General features: G+C 54.4%; 19 protein-coding genes. 9 read left to right on the top strand and 10 right to left on the bottom strand.

Translation table 11 applies throughout. The annotated features are described in order from the left end of the window. The first annotated feature begins 79 nt into the window (after nt 1-79). The 4 genes from AC6EMZ_RS20670 to fpr all read left to right on the top strand — a co-directional run bounded on the left by AC6EMZ_RS20670 (nt 80) and on the right by fpr (nt 4,422). On the top strand, nt 80-925 hold the full coding sequence (locus tag AC6EMZ_RS20670; protein ID WP_498404699.1) for an MIP/aquaporin family protein: 846 nt from the start codon (nt 80-82) through the stop codon (nt 923-925). A 21-nt stretch (nt 926-946) separates the two neighbouring features. After that, nucleotides 947-2,455, top strand: a complete 1,509-nt coding sequence (gene glpK / locus AC6EMZ_RS20675) for a glycerol kinase GlpK (protein WP_498404700.1) — start codon at nt 947-949, stop codon at nt 2,453-2,455. Nucleotides 2,456-2,567: 112 nt separating this feature from the next. Next, nucleotides 2,568-3,578, top strand: coding sequence for a class II fructose-bisphosphatase (glpX, locus tag AC6EMZ_RS20680; RefSeq protein ID WP_498404701.1), 1,011 nt, complete (start codon nt 2,568-2,570; stop codon nt 3,576-3,578). A 97-nt stretch (nt 3,579-3,675) separates the two neighbouring features. Beyond that, complete coding sequence (gene fpr, locus AC6EMZ_RS20685) at nt 3,676-4,422, top strand: ferredoxin--NADP(+) reductase (RefSeq protein ID WP_498404702.1); 747 nt, start codon at nt 3,676-3,678, stop codon at nt 4,420-4,422. Here the strand turns inward: fpr and AC6EMZ_RS20690 are convergent, their stop codons facing one another. Next, on the bottom strand, nt 4,423-4,842 hold the full coding sequence (locus AC6EMZ_RS20690) for a DUF805 domain-containing protein (RefSeq protein ID WP_498404704.1): 420 nt from the start codon (nt 4,840-4,842) through the stop codon (nt 4,423-4,425). It abuts the gene before it with no gap. 112 nt (nt 4,843-4,954) lie between these two features. Between AC6EMZ_RS20690 and AC6EMZ_RS20695 the strand changes: the two genes are divergently transcribed. Both AC6EMZ_RS20695 and tpiA read left to right on the top strand, forming a co-directional pair. Next, a complete protein-coding gene (locus tag AC6EMZ_RS20695) occupies nt 4,955-5,551 on the top strand; it encodes a DUF1454 family protein (RefSeq protein WP_498404705.1) in 597 nt (198 codons plus the stop codon). A 111-nt stretch (nt 5,552-5,662) separates the two neighbouring features. Continuing rightward, a complete protein-coding gene (gene tpiA / locus AC6EMZ_RS20700; RefSeq protein WP_498404706.1) occupies nt 5,663-6,430 on the top strand; it encodes a triose-phosphate isomerase in 768 nt (255 codons plus the stop codon). Between the two features lie 49 nt (nt 6,431-6,479). Here the strand turns inward: tpiA and AC6EMZ_RS20705 are convergent, their stop codons facing one another. The 6 genes from AC6EMZ_RS20705 to cpxP all read right to left on the bottom strand — a co-directional run bounded on the left by AC6EMZ_RS20705 (nt 6,480) and on the right by cpxP (nt 12,535). After that, nucleotides 6,480-7,784 (bottom strand): SLC13 family permease, encoded by a 1,305-nt coding sequence (locus AC6EMZ_RS20705; protein ID WP_498404708.1) that lies wholly within the window; start codon nt 7,782-7,784, stop codon nt 6,480-6,482. Between the two features lie 73 nt (nt 7,785-7,857). Next, entirely contained in the window at nt 7,858-8,601 is a 744-nt protein-coding gene (locus AC6EMZ_RS20710; protein WP_498404779.1) for a CDP-diacylglycerol diphosphatase, read from the bottom strand. Between the two features lie 111 nt (nt 8,602-8,712). Further along, on the bottom strand, nt 8,713-9,702 hold the full coding sequence (locus tag AC6EMZ_RS20715) for a sulfate ABC transporter substrate-binding protein (RefSeq protein ID WP_498404709.1): 990 nt from the start codon (nt 9,700-9,702) through the stop codon (nt 8,713-8,715). Between the two features lie 135 nt (nt 9,703-9,837). Beyond that, the gene (pfkA, locus tag AC6EMZ_RS20720) at nt 9,838-10,800 is read right to left on the bottom strand and encodes a 6-phosphofructokinase (protein WP_015961015.1); all 963 of its coding nucleotides are present in this window, start codon (nt 10,798-10,800) and stop codon (nt 9,838-9,840) included. Nucleotides 10,801-10,974: 174 nt separating this feature from the next. Then, a complete protein-coding gene (gene fieF, locus AC6EMZ_RS20725; RefSeq protein WP_498404710.1) occupies nt 10,975-11,880 on the bottom strand; it encodes a CDF family cation-efflux transporter FieF in 906 nt (301 codons plus the stop codon). 154 nt (nt 11,881-12,034) lie between these two features. Further along, entirely contained in the window at nt 12,035-12,535 is a 501-nt protein-coding gene (cpxP, locus tag AC6EMZ_RS20730; protein WP_498404711.1) for a cell-envelope stress modulator CpxP, read from the bottom strand. 149 nt (nt 12,536-12,684) lie between these two features. On the opposite strand from cpxP, the gene cpxR reads away from it, so the two are divergent. Further along, the gene (gene cpxR, locus AC6EMZ_RS20735; protein ID WP_498404712.1) at nt 12,685-13,383 is read left to right on the top strand and encodes an envelope stress response regulator transcription factor CpxR; all 699 of its coding nucleotides are present in this window, start codon (nt 12,685-12,687) and stop codon (nt 13,381-13,383) included. Further along, the gene (cpxA, locus tag AC6EMZ_RS20740) at nt 13,380-14,753 is read left to right on the top strand and encodes an envelope stress sensor histidine kinase CpxA (RefSeq protein ID WP_498404713.1); all 1,374 of its coding nucleotides are present in this window, start codon (nt 13,380-13,382) and stop codon (nt 14,751-14,753) included. The genes cpxR and cpxA overlap by 4 nt, the downstream gene beginning before the upstream one ends. A gap of 52 nt (nt 14,754-14,805) precedes the next feature. Here the strand turns inward: cpxA and yiiM are convergent, their stop codons facing one another. Then, nucleotides 14,806-15,480, bottom strand: coding sequence for a 6-hydroxyaminopurine reductase (gene yiiM, locus AC6EMZ_RS20745; protein ID WP_498404714.1), 675 nt, complete (start codon nt 15,478-15,480; stop codon nt 14,806-14,808). 74 nt (nt 15,481-15,554) lie between these two features. Further along, complete coding sequence (sodA, locus tag AC6EMZ_RS20750) at nt 15,555-16,175, bottom strand: superoxide dismutase [Mn] (protein WP_498404715.1); 621 nt, start codon at nt 16,173-16,175, stop codon at nt 15,555-15,557. Between the two features lie 289 nt (nt 16,176-16,464). Here sodA and rhaT point away from each other — a divergent pair, with 289 nt between their 5' ends. Then, entirely contained in the window at nt 16,465-17,499 is a 1,035-nt protein-coding gene (gene rhaT / locus AC6EMZ_RS20755; RefSeq protein WP_498404716.1) for an L-rhamnose/proton symporter RhaT, read from the top strand. Here rhaT and rhaR read toward each other — a convergent pair whose 3' ends face one another. Further along, complete coding sequence (rhaR, locus tag AC6EMZ_RS20760; RefSeq protein ID WP_498404717.1) at nt 17,500-18,348, bottom strand: HTH-type transcriptional activator RhaR; 849 nt, start codon at nt 18,346-18,348, stop codon at nt 17,500-17,502. Nucleotides 18,349-18,358: the final 10 nt, after the last annotated feature.

Consider the following 18,358-nt stretch of genomic DNA (forward strand, 5'->3'; position numbering starts at 1 on the left):
CACCATGTCTACAGGACATCGTGGCCTCCGGTTGTTGCTGCGCTAACAATAAACATTCATCTTTCTTCAGGATCCGATTATGAGTCAGACATCAACCTTGAAAGGCCAGTGTATCGCCGAGTTCCTTGGCACCGGGCTGCTGATTTTCTTCGGGGTCGGCTGTGTCGCAGCACTGAAAGTGGCAGGCGCTACCTTCGGTCAGTGGGAAATCAGCATTATCTGGGGTTTGGGTGTGGCAATGGCCATCTACCTGACCGCAGGGGTTTCCGGCGCACATCTTAACCCGGCGGTGACTATCGCATTGTGGCTGTTCGCGTGCTTTGACGGACGTAAAGTTGCGCCTTACATCATTTCTCAGTTTGCCGGCGCCTTTTGCGCAGCGGCATTAGTTTACGGGCTTTATTACAATCTTTTCATCGACTTTGAACAGACGCATCACATGGTGCGTGGCAGCGTCGAAAGTCTTGATCTAGCGGGTATTTTCTCAACCTATCCAAACCCACATATCAATTTTATGCAGGCCTTCGCCGTTGAGATGGTCATTACCGCTATCCTGATGGGCGTTATCATGGCGCTGGGCGATGATGGCAACGGCATTCCACGCGGGCCGCTGGCACCGCTGTTGATTGGCCTGCTGATTGCGGTCATCGGTGCATCGATGGGTCCGTTAACGGGCTTTGCGATGAACCCGGCGCGCGATCTTGGCCCAAAAACCTTTGCCTTCTTTGCGGGCTGGGGTGAAGTCGCCTTTACCGGTGCGAAAGATATTCCTTACTTCCTGGTGCCGCTGTTTGGCCCGATTGTGGGGGCAGCACTGGGTGCATTCGGCTATCGCAAATTCATTGGTCGCCACTTACCGTGCGACACCTGTGTGGAAGAAGAGAAAGAAACGACCTCTACCGCACAGCAAAAAGCTTCGCTGTAATCTGACTACGGGACACCTACTATGACTGACAAAAAATATATCGTTGCGCTCGACCAGGGCACGACCAGCTCCCGCGCTGTTGTAATGGATCATGACGCGAACATCGTCAGCGTGTCACAGCGTGAATTCGAGCAGATCTATCCTAAACCAGGCTGGGTAGAGCACGACCCAATGGAAATCTGGGCGTCACAAAGCTCCACGCTGGTAGAAGTGCTGGCGAAAGCTGATATCAGCTCCGATGAGATTGCCGCTATTGGTATTACCAACCAGCGTGAAACTGCCATTGTCTGGGAACGCGAAACCGGTAAGCCGATCTATAACGCCATCGTCTGGCAGTGCCGCCGTACGGCTGAAATCTGCGAGAAACTCAAGCGCGACGGCATGGAAGATTACATCCGCAGCGCCACTGGCCTGGTGGTGGACCCGTACTTCTCAGGGACTAAAGTGAAGTGGATCCTCGATCACGTAGAAGGCTCTCGTGAGCGTGCAAAACGCGGCGAACTGCTGTTTGGTACCGTGGATACCTGGCTTATCTGGAAGATGACTCAGGGGCGCGTACACGTCACCGACTACACCAACGCCTCACGCACCATGCTGTTCAACATCAACACCCTCGAGTGGGATGACAAGATGCTGGACGCGCTGGACATCCCGCGCGCCATGCTGCCGGAAGTCCGTAAATCGTCTGAAGTGTATGGCCAGACCAACATCGGCGGTAAAGGCGGCACGCGTATTCCTATCTCCGGCATCGCCGGTGACCAGCAGGCGGCGCTGTTTGGCCAACTGTGCGTAAAAGAAGGGATGGCAAAAAACACCTACGGTACCGGCTGCTTTATGCTGATGAATACCGGCGAGAAAGCGGTCAAATCAGAAAACGGCTTGCTGACTACCATCGCCTGTGGACCACGTGGCGAAGTGAACTATGCGCTGGAAGGCGCGGTATTCATGGCGGGCGCATCCATTCAATGGCTGCGTGACGAAATGAAGCTCATCAGCGACGCGTTCGATTCCGAATATTTTGCGACCAAAGTGAAAGACACCAACGGCGTATACGTGGTGCCTGCCTTTACCGGTCTCGGCGCGCCTTACTGGGACCCGTATGCTCGCGGCGCAATCTTCGGCCTGACGCGCGGTGTGAACTCGAATCACATCATCCGCGCCACGCTGGAATCCATCGCCTACCAGACACGCGACGTGCTGGAAGCAATGCAAGCTGACTCCGGCATTCGTCTGCACGCCCTGCGCGTGGACGGCGGCGCGGTAGCCAATAACTTCCTGATGCAGTTCCAGTCCGACATTCTGGGCACGCGCGTGGAGCGTCCTGAAGTGCGCGAAGTGACCGCGCTGGGTGCGGCTTATCTTGCGGGTCTGGCGGTGGGCTTCTGGCAAAACCTGGACGAGTTGCAGGAAAAAGCGGTTATCGAGCGTGAATTCCGCCCGGGTATCGAAACCACCGAGCGTAACTATCGCTACAGTGGCTGGAAGAAAGCGGTCAAACGCGCCCTGGCGTGGGAAGACCACGAAGAGTAATCCCCTCACCCTAACCCTCTCCCCAAAGGGGAGAGGGTTAGGGTACTCAAACCGCACTATCCCCACTCTGTGATAAACTTCGTGCAATTCCTTTTGACTGCACGAGTATCAAATGAGACGTGAACTAGCTATCGAATTTTCCCGCGTAACCGAAGCCGCCGCCCTGGCGGGCTATAAATGGTTAGGTCGTGGCGACAAAAATACCGCCGACGGCGCTGCCGTCCACGCGATGCGTATTATGCTCAATCTGGTCAACATCGACGGCACCATCGTGATTGGCGAAGGCGAAATCGACGAAGCGCCAATGCTCTATATCGGTGAAAAAGTCGGGACCGGCAACGGTGATGCGGTCGATATTGCCGTCGATCCCATTGAAGGCACTCGTATGACGGCGATGGGCCAGGCCAACGCGCTGGCAGTGCTCGCCGTGGGTGATAAAGGCTGCTTCCTGAACGCTCCTGACATGTACATGGAAAAGCTTGCCGTCGGTCCTGGCGCAAAAGGGTCTATCGATCTTAACCTGCCGCTGGAACAGAACTTACGCAACGTCGCCACCGCACTCGGCAAACCTCTTAGCGAGCTGACCGTGACCATTCTAGCGAAGCCGCGTCACGACACGACCATCGCCGACATGCAAAAACTCGGCGTGCGAGTATTTGCAATTCCAGATGGCGACGTGGCGGCATCTATTCTGACCTGTATGCCGGATAGCGAAGTGGATGTGCTGTACGGCATCGGCGGCGCACCGGAAGGCGTCGTCTCGGCGGCGGTGATCCGTGCGCTGGATGGCGATATGCAGGGCCGCCTGCTGGCGCGCCATGACGTGAAGGGCGACAGCGAAGAGAACCGTCGTATCGGCGAGGAGGAGCTGGCGCGCTGCAAAGAAATGGGTATCGAAGCGAACAAGGTCCTGCGTCTGGATGAGATGGCGCGCAGCGATAACGTTATTTTCTCCGCAACCGGTATCACCAAAGGCGATCTGCTGGACGGTATCACCCGCAAGGGCAACATGGCCACCACCGAAACCCTGCTGATCCGCGGCAAGTCGCGCACGATTCGCCGTATCCAGTCGATTCACTATCTGGATCGCAAAGACCCGAATGTTCAAACTCACATCCTGTAAGGTGATTTGATCAATAGAGCTTTCCGGCCCCGCTGGGCTGGAAATCTCCCCGGCAAGAACGGAAGATAGCAACAGAATTTCAGCACAGGAGAACGTCATGGCGGACTGGGTAACAGGTAAAGTCACAAAGATAGAGTTCTGGACCGATGCACTCTTCAGTATCACCGTTCATGCCCCTATCCAACCATTTACGGCTGGGCAATTCGCCAAGCTGGGGCTGGAAATTGACGGCGAGCGCGTCCAGCGTGCGTATTCTTACGTTAATGCGCCGGATAATCCGGATCTCGAGTTTTATCTGGTTACCGTTCCTGACGGCAAACTCAGCCCACGTCTGGCCGCGCTTCAACCCGGCGATGAAGTTCAAATCGTCAGCGAAGCCGCAGGATTCTTTGTGCTGGATGAAATTCCGGATTGCGACACGCTGTGGATGCTGGCGACCGGAACGGCCATCGGGCCTTATCTCTCTATTTTGCAGTACGGAAAGGATCTGGAACGCTTCAAAAATATCGTGCTGATCCATGCCGCGCGCTATGCCGCCGACCTGAGTTATCTGCCATTAATGCAAGAATTGCAGAAACGATACGAAGGGAAGCTCAAAATTCAGACCGTGGTGAGCCGCGAAACGGTAGCCGGATCGCTGACCGGGCGCGTTCCAGCACTGATTGAAAGTGGTGAACTGGAGTCAGCCGTTGGTTTGCAGATGAACACCGAGACCAGCCATGTCATGCTGTGCGGTAACCCGCAGATGGTGCGTGATACCCAGCAGTTACTGAAAGAATCCCGGCAGATGACTAAACATTTGCGTCGCCGACCGGGCCATATGACTGCCGAGCATTACTGGTAATTAGCGGTACTTCACTTCTATCGTGTCTTTACCGTATTTATTCTCGCTCTGGGTGCCCACAAACGCGCCCAGATCGATGAACATCATCACAAAAATCAGCGTGGGAACAAAGCGCCCCACCAGCCAGGGCAGCACGGACGGCAGCATTGACCAGTTCCCTGCCAGCAGCATCCAGGCCAACACGACCAGCAGCGCCCACAGGCCTGAGCGCCCGCGATCGTGCAGACGTTTGACGATCACCGATGCCGTTGGCCACAGCAGACAAACCAGCGCGAACGCCGCCATTTGCGAGCTAAGAAGCGCGGTGTCTGCGAGACTAAAAAGCAGCAACATGCCGGCAATCCACAGGCCAATCCAGATCCAGAAATCACGGCGTCCAATACGCCCTTTGAATGAAAACAGCCACTGCTGTATGGTCATGTAAGGTTCCTTTTATCGTAATGCCGCGTAGTTTACCCTGGAGTGGCGACCTTTTGACAAGCCGACCGGATTTCGTTTTAAATATGAACAGTGACGACCAGGGACAATACCGATGAAAAGATGGACTCACTCTCTTTTGCTGTGTTTAACCATACTGAGCGTCAGTACTACCCTGCACGCCAATGAGACTTCTGCACCCGCAACCGCACCCTATCTGCTCTCAGGGGCACCCTCGTTCGATCAATCCATAAGTCAGTTTCGCGAAAGCTTCAACCAGGACAATCCCACGCTGGCATTAGGCGAGTTCCGGGCCATTGACGGCGCGCGTGATACGCCCACCCTGACGCGGGCAGCGAGTAAAATTAACGAAAATTTGTATGCGTCCACCGCACTTGAGCGTGGCACGTTGAAGATCAAAAGCATGCAGATCACCTGGCTACCGATTCAGGGGCCCGAGCAAAAGGCCGCCAAAGCCAAAGCGCTGGAATATATGAGCGCGATTTTGCGCGCTTTCACCCCGGTACTGACGAAAGCACAAAGTCAGCAAAGGCTGCAAAAATTGCTCACCGCGGGCAAAAACAAACGCTATTACGCCGAAACAGAAGGTGCAATTCGCTATGTTGTTGCAGACAACGGGGAAAAGGGCCTCACCTTAGCCGTTGAACCGATTAAGCTGGCGCTATCTGACACCCTCGGAGGGGCGAATTAATGACAAAAAGCAAAGCCTTTCAGGGGAAAATCTCTATACTGATTCACAGACCATGCTGCCCTTCTGGGCGGCCATAATCCTTAATTCGCTTTTGTAGCGTGGAGAATTGAAATGCGACATCCTTTAGTGATGGGTAACTGGAAACTGAACGGCAGCCGCCACATGGTGAACGAGCTGATTGCTAACCTGCGTAAAGAGCTGGCTGGCGTAACCGGCTGTGGCGTTGCTATCGCTCCACCAGACATCTACCTGGATCAGGCTAAACACGCCGCTGACGGCAGCCATATCATTCTGGGCGCGCAGAACGTTGACGTTAACCTGTCTGGCGCATTTACCGGTGAAACCTCTGCTGAAATGTTGAAAGACATCGGCGCAAAATACATCATCATCGGCCACTCCGAGCGTCGTACTTACCACAAAGAATCTGACGAGTTCATCGCTAAGAAATTTGCCGTAGTGAAAGAGCAAGGTCTGGTGCCGGTTCTGTGCATCGGTGAAACCGAAGCAGAAAACGAAGCGGGCAAAACGGAAGAAGTATGCGCACGTCAGATTGACGCCGTGCTGAAAACTCAGGGCGCAGCGGCATTCGAAGGCGCGGTTATCGCTTACGAACCCGTTTGGGCAATCGGTACGGGTAAATCAGCGACCCCAGCTCAGGCACAGGCTGTTCACAAATTTATCCGTGACCACATTGCTAAAGCCGACGCAAAAGTGGCTGAGCAAGTGATCATCCAGTACGGCGGTTCCGTGAACGCAGCGAACGCTGCTGAGCTGTTCACCCAGCCGGACATTGATGGCGCGCTGGTTGGCGGTGCATCCCTGAAAGCTGACGCTTTCGCGGTCATCGTTAAAGCAGCAGAAGCCGCTAAGCAGGCATAATCGCCTTCATCCCTCTCCCCTACGGGGAGAGGGAACAGACCGCACTGACCTACAATTTACCCAATACGCTAAACCACAAATAATCCAGCGGCAAAAGCACCAGATAGGTTGCGACTGCCAGCGCCAGACACAGCAGCATTCCCGCCCTTGCAGGCACCTTTCCGAGCCCCATCGCGACCACAATCGGCGACGCCTGATACGGCAGCAGCGGCGTGGAGTAACCCAGCACCTGAATCATAATCACCGACAGCAGCGGAAAACCGGTGGCGTCCGAGAAACTCTGCGCCAGCGTGGTATATAGCGCCGGTACCCCGTTCGCGGTCATGATGAAGTTGAGTGCCGTGGTGATACCGGTCAGCGCCAGGAAACTGGTAAAGGGCTTATCCGCATCCAGCGGCATAAGCTGGAGTAACGCTTCGCCTACCGCGCTTCCAATCCCGGTTTGCGTGACGGTAATCGCCAGCCCCAGAATGCCCGCCACATAAATACAAGTGCGCATATTCACGCCCGTCGAAAACTCCTCTCCGGTGATAAACCCCACGCGCGGCAGCATCACCACCAAAGACGCGGCAAGCCCCGTCCAGGCCGGACCAATACCGTGCCAGCTCTCCGTCACCCACATCACCAGCACAACGGCCAGCAGCCAGGCGAGACGCTTCTCATCGCGGCCCATCGGTTCTGTTGGGGAAAGCTCCTGCGGATGTTTCGGTGAGCCGGGGAATAACCAGCAAATCAGGCCAATCAGAATCAATCCTTTCAGGATACCCAACACCGGCGTATGCAGCAGCAAATAGGGGACATAGCTTAGGTGGATGCCGTAGGATCCTTCCGCCGCACCGCTCATCACCAGATTGGGCACGTTGGCGGGTAGGATGGTGGCCGAAAGCTGGAAAGTCCCAAACCCCACGGCCAACGCCAGGCCATACCACGCCCGCGATCCGTCGGGAATGCTGGCCCTTTTCGCCATCGCCGCCACAATCGGCATCAGCAGCGCGATACGCCCCATGTTCGAGGGCATCACAAACGCCAGGGCATAGCTCAGGAGAACCACGCTTGCGACCATCAGTACCCAGGAGTCGGTGAGCTTTGCCGATAGCGCTCGCGCCGCCCTGTCCGCCAGCCCGGTTTTGCGGATCGCCACGCCGAGTACAAAACCGCTAAATACCAGCCAGAACGCTGATGACGCAAAGCCACCAAAAATCACCTCCGCTGGCGCAATTTTGGCGATCATCGCCGCCGTAAAGAACAGCAGTGCGGTAAGAAACTCCGGCAGGAGCGAGGTTGCCCACAGCACGATGGTGATGCCGACAATGAGTGAGGGCAGGAACAGAGGGTGAGTAAACCAGAGCGACATACCTGTCTCCTGTAGATTTTTTCAGCAAGTCTACGGCGACAGGCAGTGCGAGTAAACGCTATTTATGGTGGGGTCAATTCAGGATATCGCATTGATGATCCTGCAATTCCTCAGCGGAGGCACGATTCAGCATCAGCAAATTACGCTCGGTCGCCAGCAATACAAACGAGCCGTCAGACTGCTGCGCCATCGCCAGCGCAAAGCGCCCCATATGGTCGCGCGCTTCCGGTAGCTCTTGTGCCAACATCATAAAGGGACTGCGCTGCACCAGCTCGTTTTCAGTCACCCGCCGCGCCAGGTACTCATGCCCTTGCAGCCCGCCCGGAAACGGTAGCCACTGGGTACCGATTTTCCCCTGATTTGCATCCAGCTTCTGCCGCACGTCAGCGCGTAAGCATGAAATATGAATATGGAAGTGATTCTGCGTACGTCCGGCGGGGGAGTTGATGGTGAGTGACACCGCGCTGTCAGGTACTTCAGAGCCGCGCTTCATGCTCATAAAATTGCGCGACTGCCACGCCAGCCAGAAGAAGTTGGGCGTTTGCGGCTCGGTCAGCAGCGGGCTTTCGGTGCCGTTGATGCGGTAAGTCGGCATCAGCAAATACTGCAATGGTCCGTTGCGGTCTTTAAATACCACGTAGCCTGCGTCAGGTTTTACCTGCGCACAGGGTGCAGGATTGCGGTTTTGCTGCTGATTAGGCAGGCACTGTTCGAGAACGATATGGCGCAACGCATCCGGATTACCGGCCTTCATCCAATACCAGCCGCCCGCCGCCGCCACGATGACGACCAGCGCCAGTACGATTATCTTTTTCATCATGCGTTCCCTGTATCCAGTTGAAGCGAAAGAGTAACGCAAAATGATGACCAAATAAAAAACCCGGCGGATTTCTCACGCCGGGTCTTCGTATCATGCTTTTTAAATCGCTTAACGTTTGCTGATCTGGTCGAAAGTACCGCCGTTTGAGAAGTGCTCTTTCTGCGCTTTCGCCCAGCCGCCAAACTCTTCGTCAATGGTGAACAGCTTCAGTTTCGGGAACGCGCTGTCATATTTCTTCGCCACAGCCGGGTCGCGCGGACGATAGAAATTCTTCGCGGCGATTTCCTGGCCTTCTGGAGAGTAGAGATATTTCAGGTAGGCTTCTGCCACCGTTTTGGTGTCTTTCTTCTCGACGACTTTGTCGACGATAGAAACGGTTGGCTCCGCGAGGATAGATTCGCTCGGCGTGACGATTTCGAACTTGTCTTTGTCCAGTTCATGAGTTGCCAGCAGGGCTTCGTTTTCCCACGCAATCAGCACGTCACCGATACCGCGTTCGACGAACGTATTGGTTGCACCGCGAGCGCCAGAGTCGAGTACCTCAACGTTTTTGAACAGTGATTTGACGAACTCCTGTGCTTTCGCCTGGTCACCGTTGTTATGGTGCAGCGCATAGCCCCAGGCCGCCAGATAGTTCCAGCGTGCGCCGCCGGAGCTTTTCGGATTCGGCGTGATCACGGAAACGCCCGGTTTAATCAGATCGTTCCAGTCATGAATTTGTTTCGGGTTGCCTTTGCGCACCAGGAAAACGATGGTGGACGTGTACGGCGCGGAGTTATCCGGCAGGCGTTTAATCCAGTTTTTATCAATACGGCCACGCTCAGCAATGGCATCCACGTCGTAGGCCAGCGCCAGTGTTACCACATCGGCTTCAATACCGTTGATGACGGACGTCGCCTGTTTACCGGAGCCGCCGTGCGACTGACGAATCACGACGTTATCGCCGGTTTCCTGCTTCCAGTGCGCCGCAAAAGCCTTGTTGTATTGATCGTAAAGCTCACGCGTCGGATCGTACGACACGTTCAGTAACTGGATGTCTTTAGCCAGAACGCTGGTCGATGCCAGCAATAACGTTAAGCCCACGCCCCATTTATTCATCGCCCAGCTCTCTTATGTAGTGTTTTGATGAATGCAGCGTGACAGAAAGCGAACCAATGATTAAAGAATAAAAAAAGATTGGCTATAACTGAGTGGAATAAAAAGCCCTCTCCGTTGAGAAGAGGGCGAGAGGGATTAGTACAGTTTTTTCGCGCAGTCCAGCCAGTCACCTTTGAACGGACGCTTCATGCTTTCAATGGCGTCAACGATGTCATGGTGAACCAGTTTTTCGTTCTGAATACCGACGCAGCGACCGCCGTGACCCTGCAACAGCAGATCGATAGCGTAAGCGCCCATACGGGAGGCGAGGATACGGTCGTAAGGACCAGGGGAACCACCGCGCTGGATATGGCCCAGTACGGTCGCACGCGTTTCGCGTTTGGTTTCGGTTTCGATGTACTTCGCCAGCTCGTCCACATCGCAGATGTGCTCGGTAATGGCGACGATGGCGTGTTTCTTACCTTTCGCGATACCGGCTTTGATTTCGTTAACCAGGTCTTCACGACTGAATTCGACTTCTGGCACCACGATAAACTCACAGCCGCCTGCAATGGCCGCCGCCAGAGTCAGATCGCCACAATAGCGGCCCATCACTTCAACGATGGAGATACGCTGGTGAGAAGAAGAGGTGTCACGCAAACGGTCAATCGCTTCAACAACAGTACCCAACGCGGTAAAGAAGCCGATGGTGTAATCGGTGCCTTTGATGTCGTTGTCGATGGTGCCTGGCAGACCGATACAGGGGAAGCCCATTTCAGTCAGACGTTTTGCGCCCATATAAGAACCGTCACCGCCGATAACGACGAGCGCGTCCAGGCCGCGTTTCTTCATGTTTTCGATAGCTACCTGGCGGATGTGCTCTTCGCGGAATTCCGGGAAGCGCGCGGAACCCAGGAAGGTACCACCACGGTTAATCATGTCAGATACGCTGTAGCGATCGAGCTGAACCATACGGTCTTCATACAGACCCAGGTAGCCGTCGTATACGCCAAAAATTTCCAGACCTTCCGTCAACGCTGCACGAACAACCCCACGAATTGCCGCGTTCATGCCTGGCGCATCACCGCCGCTTGTCAACACACCGATTTTCTTAATCATGACTACCTCTGAACTTAGGAATGCAAAATGAAATCTGTTGCCGGAAGACGTCTATTCAACCAACCAATACTGCAAATAGTATATCAACCACTTCCAGCTGAATTGATTCAGGTCAGCCCTAATGGTGGTAATTTATCCACAAAATGCTGGCCTGGCTCACTTTTTTACAACGAATTACGAAAGCTCAAAATGTCCTTTGCCTTCCTTGGGAACAACGGAACAGGGATCCTGATGGATAATCACATCAGAACCCGGAAAACGTCGCAGAATTGCCTGCTCAACCTGTTCAGCCACTAAGTGAGCCTGAACGAGCGGCAAATTATCTTCCATTTCTAAATGAATCTGAATAAAGCGGGTCGGCCCTGACTGCCGCGTACGAAGATCGTGAGCGCCGCTGACGCCGGGCCAGGAGGTCACAATTTCAAAGATTTCGAGACGTTCTGCATCAGGAAGCGCGCGGTCCAGAAGCGATTGCACCGCTTCATACCCCATACGCAGGGCGCTATATAAAATATAGATCCCAATCCCTAACGCAAATAACGCGTCGGCGCGATGCCAGCCATACCAGGCCAGTCCTAGCGCAATAAGAATCGCACCATTCATCATAACATCAGACTGATAATGAAGCATATCTGCCCGTACCGCCTGGCTTTGCGTTTTGCGAACCACCCAGCGCTGGAACGTTACAAGAACGATTGTGCTTATAAGCGCGATAATGGTCACAATGACACCGACGCCGGGATCTTTCATTGGCGTCGGCGAAGCCAAATGCTGAATACCGGTCAAAAAGAGGAACAGCGCGGAGCCAGAAATAAACATGCTTTGCGCCAGCGCCGCCAGCGATTCCGCTTTGCCATGACCAAACGTGTGCTCTTCATCAGCGGGTTGAAGAGAGTAACGCACCACCAGCAGATTGGTCAGCGAAGCGGCGATATCGACAAGCGAATCTACCAGCGCGGCCAGAATACTGACGGAACCGGTGTACCACCATGCGAAAATTTTAATGATCAGTAAACACGACGCCATGACCGTCGCAGCGATTGCGGCACGGCTAACCAGCCGTCCATAGGATTGATTCATAAACACTCCCGTCATGCCCTGCCGCTAGTATAACGGATGCATCAGGAGTCAAAGGATGAATAAACGGTTAACAAACTTGAATGAAGGGCAAAAAAAACCCCCACATCATGTGGGGGAAGACAGGGATGGTGTCTATGGCAAGGAAAAACAGGGTCTACTGGGGACTTCGGGTATTGCTACTGAAAATCTTCATCTCGGAGCTTTGCTGCATCTTTGCAACTTCACGCAACTGGTCCATTCGTTGCTGGTGTTTCTGGTTCAAAACCGCTTGCTGCTCGGGCGATAACAGATGGTACATTTGGTTGCGAACTCTGGCCATTTCGACCTGGCGAGCAACCTGCTCCTGTGCCATCTTTTCTGCCTGATCGCGCACTGCGCTTTCGTCAAAATTTTCTGCGGTGACAAGGCGATGCATTGTCTCCATTTCGCTAACATTAACAGGGAGTCGATCGTGTCGTGCCCTGTGCATCAGATCTCTCAGCTGTTGACGCTGATGTTCGGTTAAACTTATGCCGTCAAACATGTGGCCCTGAACACTTTGCTGCGTAATGCCCTCTGCTGAGGACCCGTTATCGCCGGTGATGACTCCAGCAGCCTGGCTTAGAGTACTAAACGCCAGTGTTGAGGCCATGACGGCAGCGGTAACTTTGCGCATCACTTGCTCCCACATTATTTGGTATCGCGATTCAACGAAGACAGATTACGATACGGGCTGCAAACATGCGTCAGGGGGTGTAAAACAACGTAAAGTCATGGATTAGATAGCCTTGATGTCGTAATTTCTGCCTCGGAGGTATTTAAACAATGAATAAAATCCTGTTAGTAGATGATGACCGAGAGCTCACTTCCCTTTTAAAGGAATTGCTCGACATGGAAGGTTTCGACGTTCTTGTTGCCCATGATGGGGAACAGGCGCTAAGTCTCCTTGACGACAGCATCGATTTACTTTTGCTCGACGTAATGATGCCGAAGAAAAACGGTATCGATACGCTCAAAGAGTTACGCCAGACACACCAGACACCTGTGATTATGCTGACCGCACGCGGCAGCGAACTGGATCGCGTACTCGGCCTTGAGCTGGGTGCCGATGACTATTTACCTAAACCGTTTAACGATCGTGAACTGGTTGCCCGTATTCGCGCCATCCTGCGTCGTTCCCACTGGAGCGAGCAGCAGCAGAACAGCGACAACAGTTCTCCGACGCTGGAAGTGGACTCTCTGAGCCTGAACCCGGGTCGTCAGGAAGCGAGCTTTGATGGCGTGACGCTGGAATTAACCGGCACCGAGTTCACCCTGCTTTATCTGCTGGCGCAGCATCTCGGCCAGGTGGTATCGCGTGAACATTTAAGCCAGGAAGTGCTGGGTAAACGTCTTACGCCGTTTGACCGCGCTATCGACATGCACATCTCTAACCTGCGCCGTAAGCTGCCGGAGCGCAAAGACGGTCACCCATGGTTTAAAACCCTACGTGGTCGCGGTTATCTGATGGTTTCCGCTTCATGATAGGCAGCTTAACCGCCCGCATCTTCGCCATTTTTTGGCTGACGCTGGCACTGGTTTTAATGTTGGTTTTGATGTTGCCAAAACTCGACTCACGCCAGATGACGGAGCTTCTCGACAGCGAGCAACGTCAGGGCGTGATGATCGAACAGCACGTAGAAGCAGAACTGGCAAACGATCCGCCCAATGATTTGATGTGGTGGCGCAGGCTGTTTCGCGCTATCGACAAGTGGGCACCGCCCGGACAACGCCTGCTGCTGGTCACCAGCGAAGGGCGCGTGATCGGTGCGGAACGCAATGAAATGCAGGTTATTCGTAACTTTATTGGTCAGGCAGATAACGCCGATCATCCGCAGAAGAAAAAGTACGGTCGGGTAGAAATGGTCGGGCCATTCTCCATCAAGGATGGGGAAGATAATTACCAACTCTATCTGATTCGACCGGCAAGCAGTTCCCAGACCGACTTTATCAACCTACTGTTTGACCGTCCGCTGCTGTTGCTGATTGTCACGATGTTGCTGAGTTCACCGCTGCTGTTATGGCTGGCGTGGAGCCTGGCGAAACCCGCACGTAAGCTGAAAAACGCCGCCGATGAAGTGGCACAGGGCAATCTGCGCCAGCATCCAGAACTGGAAGCCGGACCGCAAGAATTCCTGGCCGCCGGAGCCAGCTTTAACCAGATGGTAACGGCACTCGAACGGATGATGACCACACAGCAACGTTTGCTGTCGGACATCTCGCACGAGCTGCGCACGCCGCTGACACGTTTGCAGTTAGGTACCGCTCTGCTGCGTCGCCGCAGTGGCGAAAGCAAAGAGCTGGAGCGTATTGAGATGGAGGCGCATCGTCTGGACAGCATGATCAACGATCTGCTGGTGATGTCGCGCAATCAGCAGAAAAATGCGCTGGTGAGCGAAACGGTGAAAGCCAATCACCTGTGGCATGAGGTGCTGGACAACGCCGCGTTTGAAGCCGAGCAAATGGGTAAATCGTTCACCGTGAACTTCCCGCCGGGGCCATGGCCGCTGTACGGTAACCCCAACACGCTGGAAAGCGCGCTGGAGAATATCGTACGTAACGCCCTGCGCTACTCGCACACGAAGATTGAGGTGGCGTTCTCGGTCGATAAAGATGGTGTCACCATCAACGTGGATGACGACGGTCCTGGCGTCAGCCCGGAAGACCGCGAACAGATTTTCCGTCCATTTTACCGTACTGACGAAGCCCGCGATCGCGAGTCAGGTGGCACGGGGCTTGGACTGGCGATTGTTGAAACCGCTATTCAGCAGCATCGCGGCTGGGTGAAAGCCGACGACAGCCCGCTGGGTGGCTTGCGGTTAACGCTCTGGTTGCCGTTGTATAAACGTTCGTAGTATTCCCTCTCCCCTATGGGGAGAGGGTTAGGGTGAGGGGTAAGGATTGCCCCTATTTCCCCCACAATCTCCGCGAATTATCCTCGATCTCCCGGCTTATCCGCCGCTTTTGCATCGTTCTCGTCCAGCTCGTCGATAACCCCGCCACCGACAGTAAACGACGATACTGATCGTCATCAAACGGCATATGCCAGGCAATTGCACAGGCCTCGTACACCGAGACATCGCTCAGGCGCGACGCCAGCTCCAGCGGTGCATCCGCTGAAACCTTCCCGCCAAGCACCACACGATACAGCCAGCCGGTTTTCCCGGCTTTTTGCATCTGCGCAGACATATCGCTGATACCAAAATGGAAGTTAAGCTTGAAGCAAGGAGAACGCGGCTGCGTCACCTGAATCAGCGTCTCGCCCCAGCGATAGATATCGCCGATAAAGACGCTTTCTTCGGTCATCCCCTGGGTCGAAAGATTCTCGCCAAACGCAGGCGCAACAAACCACTCTGCCTGCTCGGGGAATTCACGCGCCCAGTGAAGATAATGCTCGCGCGGATAGTGGCACAGCGCGCGCTCAGGCCCGCCGTGGATTTTCTTTTCAGCCTGCTCATCGCCCACAAGCCCACGGTCGGTTAGCGTGAGCTCGCCGTCTACCTGGATTTTAGCGATGGCGCTCGGTCGGCTGCCGTCGTAGTCCCTGACCTTGCCTGTAAACACGTTTACCGGATAGCGCATGTATCGTGACTCCTTTTTACAGATACAAAAAAAGCGAGTCATCAGACTCGCTTCTCACAGGCGGCAATGCAACCTTATTTTTTAGCGGCGAAACGTGCTGCTGCTTCGTCCCAGTTCACTACGTCCCAGAAGGCTTTGATGTAGTCCGGGCGACGGTTCTGAAATTTCAGGTAGTACGCGTGTTCCCACACGTCCAGGCCCACAATTGGGAAACCAGACACGCCAGAAACCGCTTCACCCATCAGCGGGGAATCCTGGTTCGCGGTGGATACCACGGCCAGCTTGTCGCCTTTCAGTACCAGCCACGCCCAGCCAGAGCCGAAACGGGTCGCAGCCGCTTTTTCAAATTCTGCTTTGAAGTTATCTACAGAACCGAAGTCGCGCTCGATAGCCGCTTTCAGGTCGCCCTGCAGGGTGGTACCGGTTTTCAGGCCTTTCCAGAACAGGCTGTGGTTAGCGTGACCGCCCGCGTTGTTGCGCAGTACGGTTTTCTTGTCTGCTGGCAGCTGGTCCAGTTTTGCGATCAGCTCTTCAACCGGCAGATTAGCGAATTCTGGCAGGCTTTCCAGCGCAGCGTTCGCGTTGTTTACATAAGCCTGGTGGTGTTTAGTGTGATGGATTTCCATCGTCTGCTTGTCGAAATGCGGTTCCAGTGCGTCATAGGCATACGGCAGGGATGGCAGTGTATAACTCATAATCCTCTCCATTATTGTCGGGCGGCACAGCTGTTAATGCCGCGTAAGCAGTTGGTTCATTATAGTTAATTAAATGATATTGAAAATGATTATCAATGCCGTAGTTTTTATAAGGTTATAACTTTTTGTACCATTCAAGAAATTGTGAGTCTGCTCACGCGGTTAACGTGCTGACTGCCATTCACACGAAAAGTACGGCAACCTTCTGAAGGTTCGCTCACCGCTTAATTTTTACACTCATCGGGTCGGAGGGAAGCCAACGACCTATAAAAACGATGAGGATGTAAAAATGAATCATGCGATTACGATGGGTATTTTCTGGCATTTGATAGGCGCAGCCAGTGCAGCCTGTTTCTATGCCCCGTTTAAAAAGGTAAAACATTGGTCATGGGAAACCATGTGGTCCGTCGGCGGTACTGTTTCGTGGCTTATTCTGCCCTGGACGGTCAGCGCCCTACTCCTCCCTGATTTTTGGGGATATTTCTCCTCTTTTAGCGCCTCCACGCTGCTGCCAGTCTTTTTGTTTGGCGCGATGTGGGGCATCGGTAATATCAACTACGGCCTCACCATGCGCTATCTCGGCATGTCGATGGGTATTGGGATCGCCATCGGGATTACGCTGATTGTCGGCACGCTGATGACGCCAATCCTGAACGGTAACTTCGACGTGCTGATTAACACCCAGGGCGGGCGGATGACGCTGTTGGGCGTGCTGGTTGCGGTGATTGGCGTGGGGATTGTCACCCGCGCAGGCCAGTTGAAAGAGCGCAAAATGGGCATCAAGGCAGAAGACTTCAATCTGAAGAAAGGCCTGGTGCTGGCGGTCATGTGCGGTATTTTCTCGGCAGGCATGTCGTTTGCGATGAACGCCGCCAAACCAATGCACGAAGCCGCCGCCGCGCTGGGCGTTGACCCGCTTTACGTCGCGCTCCCGAGCTACGTGGTGATCATGGGCGGCGGGGCGTTAGTTAACCTTGGTTTCTGCATCATTCGTCTGGCAAAAGTGAAGAACCTGTCGGTAAAAGCCGACTTCTCGGTGGCAAAATCCTTAATCATCACCAACGTGCTGCTCTCGGCGCTCGGTGGCCTGATGTGGTATTTGCAGTTCTTCTTTTACGCCTGGGGCCACGCCAGTATTCCGCCACAGTATGACTACATGAGCTGGATGCTGCACATGAGCTTCTACGTGCTGTGCGGCGGGTTGGTTGGGCTGGTGCTGAAGGAGTGGAAGAACGCCGGGCGTCGTCCGGTCGGCGTGCTGAGCCTGGGCTGCGTGGTGATTATTATTGCCGCCAACATTGTCGGTCTCGGCATGGCGAGCTGATTACGCGGCTTTTCGACTACGATGACGCCACTGAACCGGCGTCATCCCCAGCTCACGGTTAAACACCACAGAAAAATAGTTACTGTCCTCAAAGCCGCAGCGCATCGCCACCTCACTCACCATCAGCTCCGTATGTTGCAGCAAATATTGCGCGTGGCAGATCCGCAGCTGGCGCAAATAGTGGTTCACCGTCATGCCCGTCTGCGTGCGAAACTGCTGGCGTAACGTCCGCTCGCTGCACTGCTCCTGTTCGCAAAATTTCTCCAGCACAAAGCTGCGGTTAAGGCTGCCTGCCAGGGTGGTGATCAGTTTATCGAGCAGCGCTTCCTGCTCGTTCGCGCACGCGTTATCAATGGCGTAACGGTAGCGTTTCAGCGTCATCACTAATTGGGCAAACAGCAGTTCCGCCATGTCGTTCGCCAGCGGATCGGCTTTTTGGCTCTCCTGCTCAAGCTGGGTGATGACCGGTCGGACCTGCGCCATGCCGTTACTGCTCAAGCGCCAGTGCGGCGTGCCGTGTGCGTTATTCAGCCCTGGAATCGTGGCCGCCCAGTCAATATTGAGCTTCAGCCTTTCCGGGCAATAAATCACATTCTGGAGCACCAGATCGTTTACCGACGCGTAAGAGTGTTTATCTTCGGCGCGGATGTAAAACAGATCGCCGCGCGTGATGCGATAAGGACGGTCGTTGAGGACGTGCAGGCCGTTGCCGCGCCACACCAGCACCAGTTCGCAAAATTCATGGGTATGTTCGGCAAAGACATTTTGCGGATAGCGATCCGCCACCGCGACAGCCTGTCCGGCGTTGGCAAAAAAATCAGCTTTGCGAAGCACTAACGGAACGCCCACAGCACACCTC

The organism is Enterobacter sp. SCRI0065 (assembly GCF_059766475.1).